General features: G+C 55.5%; 13 protein-coding genes and 1 pseudogene. 11 read left to right on the top strand and 3 right to left on the bottom strand.

Annotation, left to right across the window (positions count from 1 at the left end):
• Positions 1–24: 24 nt before the first annotated feature.
• Together DS739_RS05650 and DS739_RS05645 are read right to left on the bottom strand one after the other, a co-directional pair.
• Positions 25–4,253 (bottom strand): annotated as a pseudogene (locus DS739_RS05650) (translocation/assembly module TamB domain-containing protein).
• The gene (locus DS739_RS05645) at positions 4,253–6,181 is read right to left on the bottom strand and encodes an autotransporter assembly complex family protein (RefSeq protein WP_035351488.1); all 1,929 of its coding nucleotides are present in this window, start codon (positions 6,179–6,181) and stop codon (positions 4,253–4,255) included. The pseudogene DS739_RS05650 and the gene DS739_RS05645 overlap by 1 nt, the downstream one beginning before the upstream one ends.
• Positions 6,182–6,435: 254 nt before the next feature.
• On the opposite strand from DS739_RS05645, the gene DS739_RS05640 reads away from it, so the two are divergent.
• The 8 genes from DS739_RS05640 (at position 6,436) to DS739_RS05605 (ending at position 17,687) form a co-directional block, all read left to right on the top strand.
• Positions 6,436–7,527, top strand: coding sequence for a 1-acyl-sn-glycerol-3-phosphate acyltransferase (locus tag DS739_RS05640; protein ID WP_035351490.1), 1,092 nt, complete (start codon positions 6,436–6,438; stop codon positions 7,525–7,527).
• A gap of 171 nt (positions 7,528–7,698) precedes the next feature.
• On the top strand, positions 7,699–9,117 hold the full coding sequence (gene miaB / locus DS739_RS05635; protein WP_006115158.1) for a tRNA (N6-isopentenyl adenosine(37)-C2)-methylthiotransferase MiaB: 1,419 nt from the start codon (positions 7,699–7,701) through the stop codon (positions 9,115–9,117).
• Positions 9,102–10,199 carry a PhoH family protein gene (locus DS739_RS05630; protein WP_006115157.1) on the top strand — a complete coding sequence of 366 codons (1,098 nt, stop codon included), beginning with the start codon at positions 9,102–9,104 and terminating at the stop codon, positions 10,197–10,199. Before miaB ends, DS739_RS05630 begins: the two co-directional genes overlap by 16 nt.
• Before the next feature lie 16 nt (positions 10,200–10,215).
• Positions 10,216–10,722 (top strand): rRNA maturation RNase YbeY, encoded by a 507-nt coding sequence (ybeY, locus tag DS739_RS05625; protein WP_035351755.1) that lies wholly within the window; start codon positions 10,216–10,218, stop codon positions 10,720–10,722.
• Positions 10,719–11,663 (top strand): hemolysin family protein, encoded by a 945-nt coding sequence (locus tag DS739_RS05620; RefSeq protein ID WP_035351492.1) that lies wholly within the window; start codon positions 10,719–10,721, stop codon positions 11,661–11,663. Before ybeY ends, DS739_RS05620 begins: the two co-directional genes overlap by 4 nt.
• 71 nt (positions 11,664–11,734) lie before the next feature.
• Entirely contained in the window at positions 11,735–12,355 is a 621-nt protein-coding gene (locus DS739_RS05615) for a thioredoxin domain-containing protein (protein WP_006115154.1), read from the top strand.
• A gap of 39 nt (positions 12,356–12,394) precedes the next feature.
• Positions 12,395–16,942, top strand: a complete 4,548-nt coding sequence (locus tag DS739_RS05610; RefSeq protein ID WP_006115153.1) for an AAA family ATPase — start codon at positions 12,395–12,397, stop codon at positions 16,940–16,942.
• On the top strand, positions 16,929–17,687 hold the full coding sequence (locus DS739_RS05605) for a hypothetical protein (RefSeq protein WP_035351494.1): 759 nt from the start codon (positions 16,929–16,931) through the stop codon (positions 17,685–17,687). The genes DS739_RS05610 and DS739_RS05605 overlap by 14 nt, the downstream gene beginning before the upstream one ends.
• An 85-nt stretch (positions 17,688–17,772) precedes the next feature.
• Here DS739_RS05605 and DS739_RS05600 read toward each other — a convergent pair whose 3' ends face one another.
• On the bottom strand, positions 17,773–19,290 hold the full coding sequence (locus DS739_RS05600) for an acetyl-CoA hydrolase/transferase family protein (protein WP_006115151.1): 1,518 nt from the start codon (positions 19,288–19,290) through the stop codon (positions 17,773–17,775).
• 306 nt (positions 19,291–19,596) lie between these two features.
• On the opposite strand from DS739_RS05600, the gene DS739_RS05595 reads away from it, so the two are divergent.
• The 3 genes from DS739_RS05595 (at position 19,597) to DS739_RS05585 (ending at position 21,258) form a co-directional block, all read left to right on the top strand.
• Positions 19,597–20,328, top strand: a complete 732-nt coding sequence (locus DS739_RS05595; RefSeq protein WP_006115150.1) for a metallophosphoesterase — start codon at positions 19,597–19,599, stop codon at positions 20,326–20,328.
• Between the two features lie 66 nt (positions 20,329–20,394).
• On the top strand, positions 20,395–20,724 hold the full coding sequence (locus tag DS739_RS05590; protein WP_006115149.1) for a chorismate mutase: 330 nt from the start codon (positions 20,395–20,397) through the stop codon (positions 20,722–20,724).
• 9 nt (positions 20,725–20,733) lie between these two features.
• Complete coding sequence (locus DS739_RS05585; RefSeq protein WP_006115148.1) at positions 20,734–21,258, top strand: histidine phosphatase family protein; 525 nt, start codon at positions 20,734–20,736, stop codon at positions 21,256–21,258.
• Positions 21,259–21,262 lie beyond the last annotated feature (4 nt).

Here is a 21,262-nt window from a genome sequence, read left to right as displayed (position 1 = left end):
CGCCTCAAATATGCGCCTGAATGCTTAGTAACGATACTGCCACAGCAGCCCAACACTACTGCCCGGATCGTTTTCCGGGGTGGTAAAGCCTGTTACGGTGCCACCTGTGCCCACGGTTGTGTTCAGCTTGAGATGTTTTGTCAGGTCAACCTGCACCTGTGCCTGTGTGCCAGAGCCAGAAGTGGCCTGCTTGGCACCTACGTAAACACCTTTCATCACATATTTACCGGCCTCAACACTGGTACCGCCATTCCCCACGCCAGAACCGCCGCCAATAGCCAAACGATCCAGATGCAAGGTTTTGCGGATAGTGCCCATTGGATCAAACGGTGTAAGCCCTGTAAGGGTGGCAAGCGCCGTGCCCAATTCCACCATCTGTGTGGAGGAGAGAGAGTGCGCATCCGTGCCAAATAACAGCATGGCCAATACCTGATCCTGCGGCAGCGGCGGCATGGATTCAAACGTAATCTTGGGCGCGCTGGCATACCCGCCCACCTTCAGCATAGCCGTTTGGCCCTGCACGGCACGGTCGGCCTCAAAATCCAACGTGGGGTCCATTTTATGGCCAACGCCAGAGCCATTAAAAGCCACCCGCCCCTTGGTGAAGTTAAGTGAAATACCAGCCAGATCAAAGTTACCACGCTTGAGATCAAACCCTCCGCTAACCTGCGGAGCCTGCGTTGTGCCGCCAACTTTCAACTTGCCAGCCATTTCTGCATCCAAGCCATGCCCACGCACAAAGAACTTGCCCGGAGATGTCACGCTCAGGTTCAGCCCGATCACCGCGGCCTTGGTGCTTTCTACTTTGGCGGCTTCCGCCTGCTTTTGCTCATCACCGGGGCGCACAACATCAAGCCGCGCTACGGATGACGGCAAGGAATTGGGAATGTTAATTTCCACACGCCGCAAATCCACTGTGCCATCAACATCCATGCGGGTTTGCACCTGCCCTTTTACGGCAATATCCGCGTTCATCACCGCTGTTAGCAGATCACTGGAAATGGGCCGGGCATCATGGGCCTGCAAACGAATATCCAGCGGCATGCCGGGGGAGCCAATGCCCACAAAGCCGGTGACGCCCAAATTGCCATCACCAGCCTTGGCCGTAAGGTTCTGAATAACGATCTTGTCGTTCTCGCCCACCACGCGGCCATTGATATTGGCCAGATGGAAGCCTTGGGCAAAATCCTGCACATCGGCATCGCGCAGATCCACCGTACCCGTTACACGGGGGAGGACATGGAGCCCGCAACCAGCAGCGCCATTTGGGCTTGCCCCATGGCCTGCCGCGCCTGCGCGCCCAGAATGCCATTGGCAATGCTTAAATCCAGATTGCCATTTACGCGCAGGTTCATTGGCCCGGTTTTGTTCAGCGGGGCCGTGCCAGCCACATTCACGTTCAGCTTGGGCCCCGCACCTGCCGCCACCTGCACCTTGGCAGAACTACCGGCCAGATTGGCTGCGGCATCTAGATGCAATGGCGGAATGGAAGCCGCAGCAGAACTGCCAGCCATACGCAAATCACGCCCGGTAAGCTTAACCTGCCCTTGCGGTGCATTTAACGTGCCCGCCACCTTGGCCTGAACGGAAACCGTGCCAGATGCCTTGAAATCTGGCGCAAACGGGTGTGCCAACGCAGGCGTAAGATTACGAATATCCGCCGTAACAGCCAAAGAAGGCTTGATCTTGCCTGCAACATCAATGGTGGCGGGCTGGCTGCCTGCCGTTACCAACGTGGCCCGCAGCCGATCAACCCCCATAGTCTCCCCAAACGAGACCAAGGCAGGCGCTAAAAGGCGCAATGTTTCCTGCTTGGCCGTGGCATTCAGGCGCTGCACTTTCACCTGTTTGGCAGGCAGGTTTAACAGGGCTGCGGTATCCAGCATCAATGGGCTTCCAGACCAGCTTGCTGGCCCCACCTGAGCGGTCAACGCCATAGCATTATCCGGCCCTTTGGCACTCAATCGCGCCTGCCCGGTTACGCCAGAAGCAGAAAGGCCGCCCAGTTTAAGCGTAAGATCAGCATTAGGGTGAGCCGCCGGATCTTTTACCGTGCCAGCTAAAGCCAGAGAGCCAATTTTCACACTGGGCATAGCCACGTTGCCATCCAGCTTAAGGGCAACCTGAGGTGTATCCGCCACCTGCGTGGTTTTAACAGAAGCTGCCAGCGCGCCAGAGATAGCCTGCCCAATAAGCGGACGAAAATCTGCCAAGCGCCCCACTTTCAGATCCAGCGTGCCCAGAGGCACCACCTCACCTGTAGGAAGAGAAAGCTGCCCCTGCCCGGCCACGCTGTTCCATGACAGTTTACGAATATCAACCTGCCTGTCACCCTGTGCGCTTTGGGCCAAAGCCACATCCAACACCAATGGGGCGCGGTTAAGCGTGCCATTTGCCTGCACCGTGCCTTCTGGCGCAGTTGGCAAGTGTTGCACATTGGCATCCAGCGCTATGGGGCCGCGTGGCATGGTGGCGGTACCGGGGTCTCCCTTCGCATGCAGGGTGGCTGTAAAATCCTGCATCGGGCCTTTGGCCTGCAAGGCCAGCGTGAGCGCCCCACGCAAGGAGGGTAACGCCCGCGCCAGATCTGTCAGCCCCAGATCAAACGCCAGATCCATATCGCGGCCCGTGTTTACCTGCCCGCCCCCTTTAAGATTAAGGGCGCGGCCATCCACACTGAAGTTTTGCAGGTCAATCTGTTTAGCCGCTGGTAGCTTATCCTGCGCAGGCAAGGGCCGCATGGTGGCGGTAAGGGCAAACTTACCATCCGGCCCGATCAGCCCGGCTGCCTGAGGCTGCCCCCCTGTAATAGCCAGCGTGCCATCTGCTGTAAGGTGCGTATCTCCCTCCGGCTTTGCCGGAAGGTCAAACTGTGCGTTCATGCCCGCATGACCGCGCAAAGGCGTACCGGCCATTTCACCAAACGGTAGCAAATCGGGCAGCTTTAACGCTACCGTGCCACGCTGTGGCGCAGCAGACTGCACATTGCCAGAAAGATTCAGCAAAGGATGAGACAGCGTAAAAGCCAGGGGTTTGCCGGGCTTTTGTGGTTCTAACTGCGCATCAAGCTGCAACGGCGCAGATGCCAGCAATGTTGGCGCTTTGCCCGGCAGGCGCACACCATCTGCTGTTGCCACCACATGCAACAGATTGGCCATATCGGCACTGCCATTCTCACCTGAGAACTGAACTTTCAGCGTGCCCACACCAGCGCCAGATGCAGCAAGCTGATCAACCTGCACCTGTGCTGTGCCCAGCGGTGCTGCCATTTTACCATGCAACTGCGCCCCTAAATGGATGCCCCCCCACGCCAGATCGGGCGAGAGAGACATGGCGGGGGCATCTACTCCGGCATTCAGGTTACCAAGCTTTTCAGCCAGCAAATCCAGCACGCCATCTGCATGGGCTTTTATATCCCCAGCAGAAGCAGCAAAACCAAGCACAGCGGCCGAAGGAGGGCCATTGATATCCAGCTTAAGCGCCAGAGGCACCAGTTGCGGCATTTTAAGGCGCGTGGCAGCAAAACCATCTGTGCCCTCGCTGGCATCCAGATGCAGGCCCAGCTTACCTTTGCTGGTGGTGGTTGCCAGATCAATCTGCCCGGCGGCATCCAGCCTTTTCAGATGCAGCGCAATATCCGCACCCGGCAAAGAAGGCAGACTTAACCCATTGATAACCGGATCAATATTGGATAACTGACCGCGCCCAGCCAAGGAAAAACTTGCCGGAGAACCCGCAAGCGCAGCCCCCACGTTAATACGCCCCACTGCAAGTTTGCGAATATCCACCCCCAGATGGAGCGCAGAAGGTGAGCTTTTGGAAGGCGTGGCTGGCTTGGCCGGATCAGACACAGGCAGGCGCGGAATATCCAGCTCATCTGCCGTAACGGCATAAATACGCGCTGTGCGCCCAATTATTGCCAGAGGTGACCAGTTAAGCGCCACGTTATGCAGCGTAAGCCAAGCACCCTGTTTATCGTGAATTTCCAGCGTATCCAGCCGGAAGTTATCGGGGAAACGCCCAGACATGCCCGAAAGCCCGATCATCCCGCCCGTAAGGGAGGATGTCTGGTGCATGAGCATTTTGCGGCCCGGCCCGGTATTGGCCCCCACCAGCAAAACAGCTACGGCAAGGCCCGTTATGCCAAGCAGAGAACCACCGGTTATAAGGGCAACACGCCCTACACGCCGCCACAGTGGGCGTGTAGGTTTATCTGGTGTGCGTGGCAAAATGGGTTCTGGCGTATCGGCCATTAGAATGTCTCCCCAAGGCCGATATACAGATCCCACTTATCACCACGTGGGGCGCGGTTAAGAGGTACGGCAACATCCAGCCGGATGGGGCCAATAGGCGTATAATAACGTACACCCCCACCAGCACCCACGCGCAGCTTGCCCGTAAAGGGCAAACTGCTGCTGCCAACCTGACCGGCATCTATAAAACCGGCCATGCCTACGTTGCCTATAATTCTTTGGCGAAATTCTGCACTTCCTGCATCTAGCGAGGTTCCGCCAATAGCATAGCGCGTATTTTTATACTGCGGCCCCACACCCTGCCAGCGAAAGCCTCTTACTGTAGAACTGCCCCCAGCATACAGACGTTGATCTGGCGGAATATCCCACGTGCTGGCGCCCTGAATACTGCCAACCATGCCACGAAACGCCAGAACACTATTGCCGGGCTTGCTGATGCCCAGATGGTGCAGATCAAAGTATGTAGAGGCCGTGCCGTTCAGAATGGCAAAAAACGAGGTGCCGCTGCCCTTATTCCCCAAGGAAACGGATGGCGTAATGCTCATGCTGGCGCGTACGCCGTGTGTTGCGGGTTCGATAGGGTTTCCAACGCCTGTGTTGTCAAACATGACGGAAAGTGGCGCAGAAATAATGGTGTAATCCCGCGTGACACCAAACTGCTCGATCTTTTCCTGCTCTGCCATCAACCCAAAGCTGCCGTTCCAGTTTTTAGCCAGCGGGCGTGTAATGCCGCCACGGATCAAAAATGCCGTTTGCCGGTAAGACCAGAACAACTGCCGCAGCCCTTCAATACGCGCACTTAGATTCTGATTGCGTTCCAGAAAATCGGGTTTGAAGAAATCTGCATACACATCATACCCCAAGCCTTGCTGGGCCGAGCCACCAAGCCCGGTAATAAGAGCTGTCAGCCGCAAACGCTCTGCATTGCCCAGCAGGTTATAATGTGTCCATGATCCGCCAGCACGCGCGCCCAAATCTGTGGAATATCCGCCCTCTGCCCCCACGGAATGCCGCTTGGCTTCCTTAAAGCTGAAATCCAGCGGCATGGTGCCATCTACCGCATAGGTGGAGGCATCCTGCACTGTTACGTTCGAAAACACCCCAACGGAGGCCAGATCCTGCCGTGCGTTTTCAATTTTAGAAGGCTGATAAAGCTGGCCTTCCTGCACTGTCATACGGCGACGCACGAATTTTTCGTGCACCTGTTTCAGACCGGTTGTGTCTATCTTACCAATATTTAGCACCGGACCTGGCGTGACCGGATAGGTAATATTCAGCGTATGCGTAGTGGGTTCCAGAAAAGCCTTGGGCTTTTCCACTGTCGCCAGTGCGTGCCCATCTTCCCGCAGGGCGTCCATCAGGTTGCTGCCACCATCCAGCACGCTTTTGGCAACGGCTGGCTGGCCCGATGCAAGGCCAAAGGCTTTTTTCTGGGCATCTGTTAAAACAGGTGGTTTGCCAGTTTTACCATCCACCAGCGTAACGGTGCCCAGATGAAACAGTGGGCCTTTATCTACCTTCACCTCAGCCTGAATCTTTTCACCCGTCGGCACGGATTCGATCCATTGAGAAAGGGCGGGAGACATCCCGTCCATCTTCACGGCATCCTTGCCGCCATTCCGGCTGAGGGTGATATGCACTGTACCGGCGTAATAACCACAGCTTTCCAGCGCCGTGCGTAGGCGGTCATATTCATTCCGCACACGCCCGGCCAACGCAAATGGCCCCACCGCATGCGTGGACTGGAGAGACTGCAGATCAGATGAGCTTTTAATAGCCGTATCCAAATCCGCCTCTCCGGTCGGCACCAGTTTGGTAGTGTAAGGCTGTGGATCTGCCGCCCAAGACCAAGACAGGCAGGACGATGCCCCCCACAGGGCGGCACCAGCCAGAACACGATTCGCGGTGAGAGCAAGCCTGTTCAGCATGTTATTCTTGCGTGTCCTCACCGATAATCTGCCTGCCACCTATTTGCGGAAGTTCTGCTTACAAACCCTTTTATGCACATACCATGACAAAAATACGGTGCCGAAGCCGAAAACAGCTTCTGTTGCGCATAAATTGGGAGATGGATTGTCCCGCCAGCTAAAATCGCGGTAAGAGAGCGCATGCTTTTTCATTCCATCTGCGCCGCTGCCGGGCGCGTTTGTCCGACAGAGCTGTGTCTGGCAGAAATGAAACGATGACACCACGCCCGTCTGATCAAACCCATCCCCCTTATGCTTCCCCCAAAAAGAAGCCCAATGGCCTTTCCCCCTTACCTGCATGGGTGGAAGCTTATTTCCGCCGCACGGCAGATTTAAGGGCAGCCCTGCGCCTTGGTGCGCTGGTTGTCTGGGTGCCACTATCTGTGGGTTTTGAAGCGTGCCTGCTGCTTGTGCCCGGCACGCCAAAAATCCGCTGGACGCGGGTTATCTGGGGCGTGCTGTGCCGTATTATCGGGTTGCAGATCCATGTTGTGGGGCAACGTGTGGGCACAGTGGGCGGCCTAAAAGCCCGCCAGCGGGGGGAACGCCCTGTTATCTATATTTGCAACCACATGTCTTGGTTGGATGTGCCTGTGCTGGGCACCATCCTTCCCTCCGTATTTGTGGCCAAGGGCGATATTGAAAAATGGCCCATCATGGGGTTGGTCTCACAAATCGGGCGCACCATTTTTGTCAGCCGCCAGCGCAGCACCACAGGCCGTGAGCGTGATGAAATGATCCGCCGCATGGTGGAGGGGGATAATCTGGTATTGTTCCCTGAAGGTACATCATCCGATGGCTCCCGCGTGTTGCCGTTTATGTCCGCCTTTTTTGCCATCGCAAAATTGCCACGCCTGAAGGAAGGCATGGATAAAAGCCTGCTGCCCATAACGTTTGAACCCGGCATGACGCCCCTTATCCAGCCCGTATCCCTTGTATATGACCGGCTGGAAGACCTGCCCATTTCCCGCCTCCGCCGCCCCGTGTTTTCATGGTACGGAGATATGGATCTTGGCCCCCATGTATGGGCCTTGCTGAAATGGAAGCGTTCCCGCGCAACTGTGTTGCTGCACGAACCGCTAGACCCAGATATGTTCCCCAGCCGCAAGGCTTTGGCACAGGCGGCATGGAAAGCCGTATCCATAGGGGCGGCAGAACTGCGCCAGAACCGTAAACCTACGGTTATCAAAGGCCGGTTTAACCCAGCCACTCTGCCTGCCAATTTTCTGCCGCCTTCTGTCAAGAAAGCCAAAAGGATACTTGACAGAACCGCCTGCTTTTTTGCTTCAATACGTATAAGACTTTAGGCAACAAACTAGGTGGCTGTTGCAAGCCACCAAACCCATAAGGAACATTCGGTCTGTTAACCGCCAGAATACTTTTTGGCCGTTCTTACCTTTCCACTATTCTCGCCTTGGTGAGAAAAGAGGCTTGACCTGCACGCGCTCTGGCCCGATTTCCTCCACCTGCCGCATGGAATGGGCCTGCGGCATAGCGGAGCGCCTGCCATCATGACCGGAACCCCAGCCAACACATCCCCTGCTCGTGGCCTGCACGTTATTACGTGGGGTTGCCAGATGAATGTGTATGATAGTGCACGTATGGGGGATGTTCTGCGGCCACTTGGCTATCAGCCTGTTGCCACGCCAGATGCAGCGGACATGATTATCCTGAACACCTGCCACATTAGAGATAGAGCGGCAGAAAAAGTGTTTTCAGAACTCGGTCGCCTGCGCAAGATCAAGGAAGCGCGGGAAACCGCTGGGCAGCAAACCATTATTGCCGTAGCCGGATGCGTAGCACAGGCAGAAGGACAGGAAATTCTGGCCCGCGCGCCGTATGTGGATATTGTTCTGGGCCCGCAAACCTATCACCGCCTGCCAGAAATGGTGGCCCGTGCGGCCCGTGCAGGTGGCGCGGTTATTGAAACGGATTTTCCAGCAGAGCAGAAATTCGATTTTCTGCCAGAATCCGAAGCCCCGCAGACCGCAGGAAATTACACGGCTTTCCTTACCATTCAGGAAGGGTGCGATAAATTCTGCTCCTTCTGTGTGGTACCTTACACACGCGGGGCAGAAAGCAGCCGCCCCGTGCTTTCCGTGCTGGCAGAAGCACGCCGTATGGTGGAAAGCGGTGTAAAGGATATCTGCCTGCTAGGGCAGAACGTAAATGCCTATCATGGTGAAGGCCCGGATGGCTCCACATGGGGCTTGCCGCAACTGGCATATGAGCTTGCCAAGCTGCCCGGCCTTTCCCGCATCCGTTACATGACATCCCACCCGCGAGACATGGATGATGCGCTGATAGCCGCCCACCGTGATCTGCCGGAGTTGATGCCGTTCCTGCATCTGCCGGTTCAGGCTGGATCTGACCGTATTCTGCGTGCCATGAACCGTGGCCATACAGCAGATGAGTATCGGGATATCGTGCGCCGCCTGCGTGAAGCACGGCCCGATCTGGCTCTTTCATCCGATTTCATCGTGGGCCACCCCGGTGAAACGGATGAGGATTTTGAAGCCACCATGCAGCTTGTGCGTGATGTGGGCTTTGCTTTGGCTTATTCCTTCAAATACTCCCCACGCCCCGGCACCCCTGCCGCAGGCGCTGGCATGCAGGTGCCAGAGGATGTGAAGGATGCCCGCTTGCAAGCTTTGCAGGCCCTGCTGCGTGAACAGCAGGATGCCTTTAATGCAACACTTGTGGGCAAAACCATTCCTGTTCTGTTTACCTCAGAAGGACGGAAACCGGGCCAGATAGCCGGGCGTTCTCCGTGGTTGCAGCCTGTGCATGTTTCTGGGCCCAAGCATCTGATTGGCAAGGAACTGCCCGTGCGTATTGTTGAACGCCTGACCAACTCCCTGTCCGGCGTTTTAGAAGAGGAGTGTGTGTCCGCTTGAGTAGCACGCGTATTTCCGCCTCACCCCGCATGGCAGCAGAAATGCCCCATGCCTCTGCTACCCTACAGTTTGAAGATAACACCCTTCTGGCGCGCCTTGTGGGAGACCACGATAAGCACTTACGCTGCTTGGAAGAAGGTTTGGAAGTGGAGGTTGCCCGGCGCGGCAACCGCATTTCCATTCAAGGTGAACCTGAACAAACAGCCCGCACGCGTGCGGTGCTTGGCGTGCTGTACCAAAAACTGGCAGCAGGCGAAAACGTGGATATCAGCAGCATAGAGGCCGCCATACGCATGTCCCGCCCGCTCCAAAACACCACCAGCATTCTCCCCAACGCGCCACAGATCGCCCCGGAATTGGAAGGGGATCTCCCCCTTATCCGTATGCGGCATGGCAATATCGAACCCCGCTCCCCCGGTCAGGCCGCATATATGAAAGCACTGGCCAAAAAGGAACTGGTGTTTGGCATTGGCCCAGCAGGCACGGGCAAAACCTATCTGGCCGTGGCGCAGGCGGTGGCCATGTTGCAGGCTGGCTCCATTGATCGGATCATTCTTTCCCGCCCGGCTGTGGAAGCGGGTGAGCGGCTGGGTTTTCTGCCCGGAGATATGAAAGACAAAATCGACCCCTACCTGCGCCCGCTGTATGATGCCCTTTACGATATGCTGCCAGGGGATCAGGTCGTGCGCCGCATGGCTTCAGGGGATATTGAGGTAGCTCCGCTGGCCTTTATGCGCGGGCGCACGCTTTCGCATGCCTTTGTTATTCTGGATGAAGCCCAGAACACCACCATTGCACAGATGAAGATGTTTCTTACCCGCCTTGGCCCCGGCTCTCGCATGGTGGTTACGGGCGATCTTACGCAGATTGATCTGCCAGCAGGCACCACCTCCGGCCTACGTGATGCCGTAGAAACGCTTGAAAACGTAAAAGGAATTACTATTTCCCGCTTTGATTCAACAGATGTGGTGCGGCATAAGCTAGTCGCCCGCATTATTGAAGCCTATGATGCAAAGGCGACGGCTGTAAGGGATCCCTCCCATAGCAAGGGCCGTCAGGAGAAAAATGGAACCGCCAAGTAGCCCCGCCCATATCCCTATGCAGGATATGGATGCCCCAGAAAAAAGCCTGCCTTTTCAGGCTGTTTTTTCCGATGAGCAGAACGAAGGCCCTGAAATCCTTATCCGGGATAGGCGCTGGCGCTCTTATGTGCATAACCCGGAACAGTTGGTATGGCGCGCCTTGGCCGCTTGCTCAGAATATGGCGGCCTGCCCGATACTGTTGTTTTGGCAACAGATCGGGAGGTGCGAGAACTGAATGGCCGCCACCGCGGCAAGCAGCGCCCGACCAATGTGCTAACATTTGAACCTCCGCCCGGCATTAACGGCGGAGACATTATTCTGGCGCTGGAAACCGTGGTGCGTGAAGCCCGCAAAGCTGGCAAACCTGTTGCAGACCATCTTGCGCATTTGGTCATCCACGGCAGCCTTCATCTGGCTGGGTATGACCACCACCATCCTGGTGAAGCGCGCGAAATGGAAATGCTGGAATCCCGCCTGCTTTCGCGGCTCAGGGTTCCCAACCCTTGGAAACCCCGATCATGAGCGAACACGATTCCTCTTCAGACAAGCAGGAAGCCAATAGTCGCGGCCTGTTTTCCTTTTTCCACCGCAAAAAACATCAGACAGACCTGCGCAGCTCCATTGCCGCGCTTGTGCAGCAGGCTGCGGATGAACCAGAAGACTCTGCAACAGGTGAAAAACCGGAGCTAGACAGGCAAGAACGCGCACTTATTGCCAACGTACTGCGCCTGCGCAACATTTCCGCCGATGATGTGATGGTGCCACGCGCCGATATTGTGGCCATGCCGGTTTCCATCAGTCTGGACGAAGCATTGGCCATGATGCGGCGGGAAAACCATTCCCGCATGCCAGTTTATCGGGATCAGTTGGATGATATTGTAGGCATGATCCATGTGAAGGATCTGATTGCCTATGTTGGCACCAGCGAGGCCTTTAATCTGGAAGTGCTTTTGCGCCAGCCGCTGATGATTGCCCCCCAAATTCCGGTGCTGGATCTGCTGTTACAGATGCGCCAGCGCCAGACCCACATGGCGCTTGTGATTGATGAATACGGCGGCATTGATGGTTTGGTAACCATTGAAGATCTGATTGAAACCATTGTGGGTGACATTTCAGATGAGCATGATGAGCCTGCCATTGTCATGATCACCCCACGGCCTGATGGGTCTTTCGATATAGATGCACGCTGCCCGATTGAAGAGTTTGAAAAAACCATCGGCCCCATTCTGACCGAGAGTGAAAGAGAGGCCGAAATTGAAACCATTGGCGGGCTTGTGTTCCGCATGGCAGGGCATGTCCCTACCCGTGGTGAAGTGCTGACGCATGAAAATGGCTATCTCTTCCGCGTGCTAGATGCAGATGCCCGGCACATCCGCCGTGTGCGCGTGCGCAAGCTAACCGAACAGTCTGCAACACCTACTCTGGCGGAAACATCTGCTACTACGGATAAATCTGTGGGTTGACGGCAGAGCAAATCTGCCGTCATGCCTTTAACCGCTTATGATTTGCACCCATTAAGGGAGACCGGATTTCCATGTCTTTCACCCGCCGTTCCATTTTAGCTGCCGGAAGTCTGGCCGTTGCCTCCACTGCCCTGCGCGGTATCTCTTTAGCGGCAGATGCCACAGATACACGCTTCACCCCGCGTGAACTGGGCAACCCGAACGCCAAAATTGTTGTGGAAGAATGGTTCTCCCTTACCTGCATTCATTGTGCGCATTTTGCAGAAAACACCTTTCCACAGGTGCAGAAAGAACTGATCGATACCGGGAAAATCCGCTACGTTTTTCATGATTTTCCCACAGATCAGTTGGCAACAGTTGCCGCCATGGTCGCCCGCACCCTGCCACCAGAACGGTATGAGCCTTTCTGCTCCTCCCTGCTTTCCAGCCTAGACCGCTGGGCCTACACCAAGGAAGGCAACCCAAAGGATGAGCTCAAGAAAATGGCCGCCTTTGCTGGTATGCCGGGCGATACGTTTGAAAAAGCCATTGCTGATCAACAACTCATGCAGTTCATTCTAAACCAGCAGACCGAAGCGCAGGACAAATTCCATTTTGATTCCACCCCCACTTTCCGCTTCAACAATAAAGAGCAGGTGTCCAGCGCGCTAACTTACGATGACTTTGCCAAATATTTGGCAAAAGCCAGCTAAGTTTACGCATGTTCTCCTAAGCCCGCGCACCTTACCTGCATGACAGTTCGTTTTGTTCGTCTGCGCATTGTCGGATTCAAAAGCTTTGCGGATCCGGTAACGGTAGAAATCCTACCCGGGCTGACAGGTATTGTCGGCCCCAATGGGTGTGGCAAATCCAATGTGGTGGAAGCCCTGCGCTGGGTTATGGGCGAATCTTCTGCCCGTTCCCTCCGTGGGGGGGAAATGGATGACCTTATTTTTGCAGGCACCACAGGCCGCCCCGCCCGATCTTTAGCCGAAGTAACTGTTACGCTGGAAGGCACCAAGGGTTTTGGCCCTGCCGCCTTTGCAGATATGGACGAACTGCAAATTACCCGCCGGGCAGAACGCGGGTCTGGCAGTGATTACCGCATAAATGGTCGGCCCGTACGTGCGCGAGATGTGCAAACCCTATTTGCCGATCTGGCATCTGGCGCACGTTCTTCCGCCATGGTGAGCCAAGGCCGCGTGGCCATGCTGGTGGGCGCTCGGCCAGAAGAACGCCGTACCATTTTGGAAGAAGCCGCAGGCATTACCGGCCTGCACGCCCGCAGGCATGAAGCAGAACTCAAGCTGCGTGCCACAGAATCCAACCTGACACGCGCAGAAGACCGCCGCCAGCAACTCTCAGACAGACTGGATGGGCTAGCCGAACAATCGCGCGATGCCAGCCGCTACCGAGAGCTTTCTGCTGCGTTACGAGAAGCAGAAACAGAACTTCTGGCCGTATTACATGCACGTGCCCGATTGGCTGTAGAACGCGCGATTGATAACGCCGCCCGCGCCCGCAAAGCCCTAACCGAACATGAGGAAGCCGCGGAAAGCGCGGTGGTTGCCGAGTTTGAAGCCAATAAGGTTTTGCCCGGAGCCAGAGAAAAAGCTGATGCAGCCCGCACCGCGCTGGAACGGTGCCGTGTGCTGGCCGAAGGCGTTGCACGGGAAGAAGAACGCGCCGCCACACAGGCCAATGATGCAGCAGAACGCCTAAAACAGCATGAAGCAGACGCAGACGCGGCCAAAACCCGGCTGGATGATGCCACTGCAACACTTGAACGCCTACAAGCTGAAAAAGCAGAAACAGAAGCCAACATTATCTCACTCCCTGCCCGCACGGCAGAGACAGAGGCAAAGCAACAGGCTCTTACAAAAGAACTGGCAGAAACAGAGCAGAAGCTCACCCAGTTAACCGCAGACCTGAACACCGCACGCGCCGCCCATGAACGCGCAGCAGAAAATCTAACAACCGCACAAAATCACCATGCCCGTATTGCGGCTGCATACACCGCATTACAGGCAGAATTGACATTACTAGAGCAGCAACTACCGGATTCTGAGGCCATTCAAGCGACACAAAAATCTGTCGAAGAAGCCCAAACCGCTTTTCAGAATGCCAAAACCACATTGGATGCGGCGGAGCGCACGCGGTCTGAATGCAATGTGGCGCTTTCCGTTGCGCGCAATAATGCACAAGCAGCAGAACAAGCGCTCACCGAACTGCGGCGCACTCTGGAACAAGCACGCTCTCGGCTGGATTCTCTCAAGGCTGATCTCGCCCAAGCGGAAAAACGTCATGCCGATACGCTGGCCGCTTTGGTTGAAGAAAGCATCCGAACCCAGCTTAAGCAGGAAACCGAATCTGCCTTTCAAGCCGTGCACGCTGCCCGTGAAGCGCTGGAAAAAGCTGAAACAGAACGGCTAACCACCAATACAGCCCTAACTGATGCCAGCCGCGCCGCGCAGGAAGCTGAAGCCCAGCGCCGCAATGCAGAAAACAACCTGCGGGCTGCCGAATCCTCTTTCAAACGCGCAACGCAGGAAGCCCAAACCCTTACGCAAGCGCTGGAAAAGGCACAGGCAGACGCCCCGCCTGAAGATGCGCTCAAGCAAGCGCGGGAACAACGCGCCACACAAGAACAGGCCCTGCAAACAGTTGTGCAGGCGCTTGAAACAACAGAGCACAACCTGCAACACCATCGGCAGGAACAAACGCAAACTCAGCAACAGCTTACCACTCTGCAAGCCGAACTCACCCGCCTTCGTGCGCAAGCTGAAGGCTTGGCCGAAGCACTGGGGAATGAGAAAGAAGCCTCGGCTGAGCCCATATCCGCTCAGATCACCGTTCCCGAGGAATACGAAGTTGCGCTGGCTGTAGCGCTTACAGATGGGTTGGACGCCCCCGCGGCAGACAATGCCCCGCACGGCTGGCATTTGCTAAAAGATGCCGCTACCGCACCTCTGCCCGGCAAAGCTGTTGCGCTTAAATCCGTTATTACGGCACCGCCAGAACTGAACAGAGTGCTGGCATATACTGGCGTTGTACCCGATGGCATAGATGGTACCAGCTTGCAGGCACAACTTTTGCCGGGGCAATGCTTGGTTTCTCGCGCCGGAGATTTATGGCGGTGGGATGGTTTTTACACCCGCGCGGGTGAACCCGATTCTTCTGCCCGCAGGCTGGCCCAGCGCCGTATTCTGCGCGAAACGTCGGCCCGCATTGTGGAAATGGAACAGCATGTTCCGCAAACTGAGCAAAAAGCTGTAGCCGCCCGCGCCAATGTACAGGCCGGGGAAAAGCTGGCGCAGGAACAGCGCATAGAACGCAGCAAGCTAGAACAAAACCTGCAAAAAGCCCGTACGCAGGAATCTGAGCTGGAACGCCAGCACACATCGTTCCGGGCACGGTTAGATGCGCTGCGGCCACAGCAGGAACGCGCGCTTGCCGCCAAAACAGAAGCCGAATCTGCCTTGGCAACGGCCACAGCAACACAACAGAATCTGCCCCCCGCTCACAGCTTTCAACAAGCCCTCGCCACCGCGCGGGAACAACATGCCGCCGCACAAAAAGCGGAGCAGGACTGCCGCACAGCCCTTAAACTGGCAGAACAGACCTTCCAACGTGCGCAGCAAAAGCAGACCCAAACAGAAAACCAGCACACAGCCGCCACAACACGACTGGAAACACTGGCGCCAGAACGCCTACGCCTACGCCAGAATCTGGAAGCTGAAGAAGCCAACGTTCTTGAACTTGAGCAGCGGTTAACATCTGCCCAAACAGAAAACGCCACAGCGGTGGCCCTGAAAGACGCACAAAACAATCTGGAACAGGCGCAACAGGCCTTTCAAACAGCCACATCCACCTTTGCCCAAGCCGAAAAAGCTGCTCAAGACACCATCCAACAGCAGCAAAAAATACAGGAGCAGGCCCTTACGCTGCGCAGCCGAATTGCCGCCCTAACCCCTCGGCTAAAAGAATTGCAGCAAGAACAGCAGGACTCCCAAGATAAACTCACAGCCGCCACACAAACAGAAGCCCAAACAGCCGCAGATCTGCCACAGGATGCCGAGGAAACACTCGCCCAGTTGCACACACAACGCGCGGCTCTTACCCGTCAGCTAGAAGCAACGCGTGAACTGCGCGCCACCCTTCAGGCCGAATCCTCAACGCTGGAAACACGCCTGACATCTCTTGTGGCCGCAGCAGAAGAATGGGGCCAACGCGCCACCACAGCGCGCACAGAAGCCGAGAACGCAGCCCAACGCGTGGAAACAGCACGTAATGAGCACACCAAGGTTTCAGAACTTCCGGCCGAAGCGCAACGCCAGAAACAACAAACCCTTTCAGCACTAGAAGAAGCCGAAGAAGCCTATGCACAGGCGGATAAAATACGCGCTGAAGCCGAAGCCGCATTAAACGCCGCCAATGAACAACGCCGCCGTACAGAATCTGAGCTGAACACTGCGCGTGAAAACCTGCTAAAAGCCGATGCTAAAAGTGAGCAGGCACAGGCCATTCTGGATCAACTTTTGGCCGATACCCCTGCCCCGCCGCGTCAACCCACGGGGGATCTGACAGAAGCGGCTGAAAGCTCCCTACGCCGCAAAATCTCTCGCCTCACGCGTGAACGCGAGGATATGGGGCCAGTCAACCTGCGTGCAGAAATTGAAGCCGAAGAGGCATCTACCCAAGCGCGCACACTGGCAGATGAGATTGCAGATCTAGAAGCCGCCATTAGCCGCTTGCGTGGCTCCATCGGCACACTAAATAAAGAAGGACGTGAACGGCTGATGGCCGTGTTTACGCAGGTTGATCACCACTTCCAGTCCTTGTTCACCCGCATGTTTGGCGGTGGGCGTGCGCATCTGGGGCTTGTGGGCAGTGATGATCCGCTGGAAGCAGGGCTGGAAATTTACGCCCAGCCACCGGGTAAAAAGCTTGCCACACTTTCTCTTCTCTCTGGGGGTGAACAAGCTTTAACCGCATTGTCATTGATTTTCGCGGTTTTCCGCTGTAACCCTGCACCAGTATGCGTTCTTGACGAAGTGGACGCACCGCTGGATGATGCCAATGTAGGCCGGTTTAGCGCCCTACTTGGTGATATGGTAACCGAAGCGGGAACCCGTTTTCTGGTGGTAACCCACCATCAGTTAACTATGGCCCATATGGATCACCTGTTTGGTGTCACCATGCAGGAGCGAGGCGTAAGCCGCGTGCTTTCAGTTGATCTGGCACGGGCTGCTTCCATGGCTGGCCAGAATGATAAGGAAGAACCGAATGTCGCATCCTGAAAAGGCGGCTGACATCTCTGTGCAACAGAGCAGCAAGTCTTCTCGTGGCTGCTTTAAAAAGATCGCTCTGGCTGTTGGGCTGTGCGTAGCCGTGGGCACAACACTGGTTGTGCAACACTCCAAGGCCTATGGCATTATGGCGCGCATCCATCATGGGCTGATTGTTTGCACACCGGGTACAGGGCTTGTAACCACCCCGGTTTCCACCTCCTCACCTCATAATGGCGTGCCCTCCATGCTACGGTTGGAACTTGCCAATGGGCCGGATGGCCGGATTATGGTGGAACCCGGCTCTAATGAGCTAGAAGGCGTGCTGGCCTCTGCCCACCACTCCAACACACTGCTGATGCTGGATATCAACAGCGCCAGTGCCGATAATGTGGTAAAGCTGGTACGCAAAACCCGGATGCGGGATAGGGTTATTCTGGTGCCTTCAGATCATAAGGACACAGAAACCGTTCTGCATGCCGATTCCAAAATTATGGTGGCCATTCCCGTGCATTCCGAGCGCGATGCCTATGCTGCCCACAAACTGGCAGGCCACCATCCTTATGCCGCCTACCTTTCGCCTTCTGCCGCACCGTATTTGTTTGCCCTGACACACCGCGATGCCGAAGCTATTATTACGGATAATCCGGACACACCCAAAAGCTCCACCAGTGAGTTTCTGGCTGAACGCCCTGTGGATATCATGATTACTCAACAGCCCACACAAATGGCTGATACAACCACCAATAAAAGCTAAGCGTAAAAAAGGCTTCTTCCCACCTCTGTTAAAGATGCAGGAAGAAGCCAGAAAAAAGAGGTAGAAAACCTACCTCTTCTTCTTTTTACGCAGGCATCATGGTGCCTGTTTCAATAAACCGCTGATGCCAGGAAAGGGCTTCCGTCAGCAAGTGTGGTGTATGCTTGCCAAAGGAGTTCTTGAGCGCACGGTCAAAGTAATCCTGCAACATGGGCCGGTAATCTGGGTGTGCGCACTTAGAAATAATTTCACGCGCACGCTGCACGGGTGAAAGCCCACGCAAATCTGCCAGACCCTGCTCGGTTACAAATATCTGCGCATCCTGCATGATGTGGTCCACATGCGCAGCCATAGGCACAATAGCAGAAATCTTGCCACCTTTGGCCGTGGAGGGAGACAGGAAGATGGATAGATAGGAACTGCGGGCAAAATCTCCCGAACCCCCAATACCATTCATCATCTTGGAACCCATCACGCGGGTAGAATTTACGTTGCCGTAAATATCTGCCTCAATCATGCCGTTCATGGCAATACAGCCCAAACGGCGGATAATGCCGGGGCTGTTGCTCACATCCTGCTGGCGCAGAATGATCTTGCTCCGGAAGAAATCCATACGGTTATTGATTTCTTCCGCCGCTTCCGGGCTGAGTGAGAAAGATGTGGCAGAGGCAATACGCATACGGCCAGAATCCAGCATAGCCAACATGCCATCCTGAATGACCTCACTATACCCGACCAAATTTTCAAACGGGCCTTCCTTCAGCCCTTCCAGCACGGCATTGGCCACATTGCCCACGCCAGACTGAAGCGGCAGAAGTGATGGCGGCAGCCGGTTCTGTTTGACTTCATGCCCAAAGAAATCAAGCAGGTAGCCTGCAATGGCCTTGGCTGTTTCATCCGGCGCAGCAAATGGGGCGTTTCTATCCCTATCATTCGTGCGCACAATGGCAGCAATTTTGTCTGGGTTTACACGTAAAACCGTACCACCCACGCGCTGGTCTGCCCGTACAATCGGCACAATATCACGCGTTGGCGCACCGCTTACGTTGCCATCCCAGATATCATGAATGCCTTCCAGCGCCGGATTCTGCCATTCATTCACTTCGATAATGACTTTGTCAGCCAGATTGAGGAATGTCTGGGAGTTACCGACAGAAGATGTAGGCACAATACCGCCATCTTCCGTAATGGCTGTAGCTTCCACCAGAGCAATGTTGAACTTGCCGTAATTGCCCTGAATGGCGCGGCCAGCTACCTGCCCCAGATGGTTATCAAAATATTCTGTCTCACCCGAATTAATACGGTTGCGCATGGTGGCATCCGTATTGAATGGTGAGCGGAAATAAACCCCGTTGGCCTTTGCCAGTTCACCATCCAACTGTGGGCCGGTAGAGGCACCCGTAATCAGGCTGATCTGGTATTTCTCACCCCGATCATGCGCAGCCTCCATTCGGCGGGCCAGCGCCTTGGGTACTTCCTTGGGGTAGCCTGCACCAGTAAAGCCACTGGTGCCCACCACATCACCGTGTTTAATCAACTCGGATGCGGTTTCTGCCGGACATACTTTACTGCGCAGCGCGACGTTCCGAATGCGCTCTGTCATGAGAGGGCTTCCTGTTCTTTTTCAAGCTGTTCCGAATTCCCGAAAGCACAGACCACCAAGAAGGCGCGGCTGCAACTGTTTGAAGCCGTTCCAGCACATTCTTCTACCTGTGGCATGTTATCCTTCCGTTTCAGGCTGTTTTTCAAAAACCCGATTGCCCGTATAACGTAAGCGCAAACAGATCGTGCTGGCGCGTCACATACTTGTGCACGATCTGGGGGCAAATGAAAAAAAACTTGCTGTTCCAGTTCCTGTTTGATCTCGAAAAGCCTACATGGAAGTAAGGAAATAACGGATTAAAACACCATGCTTGAACTGCTTCCCCCTGACGGAAACGTGAAAGATACAATGCGAAACGGACTCCGCATTGTGGGGGACGTGCATGGAGATCTGGACGCTTTCCGCCATGCCGTTGCCACAGACCGCTTTGTGATTCAGCTAGGTGATCTTGTAGATTACGGGCCAGACAGCGCAGGCGTATTGCGGCTGATGTTGCAGGTTATGCACGAAAAACGGGGGCTGTTTTTAATTGGCAACCATGATCGCAAACTTGGGCGCGCCCTTATGGGTAAGCGTTTGCGCTCTACCCCTCATTTAGAAGAAACACTGGCACAGCTTTATCAGCCAGAAAACACCGATGTCTTGCATGCCCTTTTGCCCGTGCTGGAAAACGCCCCGGCATGGCTGGTGATGGGCCAGACCGTTTTTGTGCACGGCGCGTTTGACCCACGTATGCTGATGGAACCACCTCCGCCGCCATTAGGCCGCGTTACCTATCTGCTTTCCCGCGCTTTGTTTGGAGAAACAACAAACCGCATGCAGCCAGATGGATACCCCGAACGCACACTAAATTGGGTAAACACCATTCCCGCAGGGTACACCATTTATTGCGGGCATGATCAGCGCTCCACCAATGGCTGCCCGCTGGCCATTCCGGGCCGTTCTGGCGGTCAGGCCATTTTTGTAGATACGGGCGCTGGCAAAGGGGGACATCTGGCATGGCTAGACCTGCCCCCACCTTTTGTGGAAAAAGCCTGAGCAGACTTTACCAACCACAGCGCATTTTACAGGCGCTGGTGCATATTCTGACAGAACCGGAACAGCATGACCGTGACAGACGACCAGTCCATCTCCCCCACTCAGGCCCTTCAGGACCTGCGCTGCAGCATAGACAACATCGATTCCGCCTTGGTTTCCATGCTAGCGGAACGCTTCCGTTGCACCAAGGCTGTGGGGGCACTTAAAGCACGCTACAACATGCCACCAGCAGACCCAGCGCGTGAGGCCCAGCAGATTGCCCGCCTGCGCAAACTGGCAGAAGATGCGCATCTGGACCCGGATTTTGCTGAAAAGTTCCTGAACTTCATTATCCATGAAGTTATCCGGCACCATGAGGCCATCGCACGGCAAACAGCCGAAGCCCCCAAGGCATAAGGCCTACGCATGCGCCGCCTTGTTCTGCTTCGCCATGCTGAAGCAGCTTCCGCCCCGTTAGGAGATTTCAGCCCTGAAGCTGATATGAACCGTCCCCTTACACCTGCGGGGCAAGAGGCGGCACGGCGCTGCGGGCATTGGCTGGCAGCGCACAGCATTGTTCCTGATAGTATTATATGCAGCCCGGCCTTACGCACACGGCAGACATTGGCTGGGGCAGTTACGGCTCTCCCGCCCACTCTCCCTCCACCGGATTATTGTGCGGATATTTACGAAGCCACGCCCGAGGCTTTGTTGGCACACATTCAGCAGGTGCCTGATACAGCTTTTACCGTGCTGATGGTGGGGCATAATCCAGGTATTTCCTTATTGGCCCACCACTTAGATATGCAGGCCAGTGAACTGGACCAGGGATTCGCGCCGGGGGCTGTTGCTATTTTTGAAATGTACGGAAGCAACACATTGCCGGATATGACACACTGGCAAATGTGCGATGGCCAAAGCATGCATTTGCACACATTCGCGCGACCCTAACCCC

It is taken from the genome of Acetobacter sp. JWB, assembly GCF_003323795.1.
Classification (GTDB): Bacteria; Pseudomonadota; Alphaproteobacteria; order Acetobacterales; family Acetobacteraceae; genus Acetobacter; species Acetobacter oryzifermentans.
The sequence above is the reverse complement of the archived record's forward strand: the minus strand, read 5'-3'. Positions and strand labels throughout refer to the sequence as shown.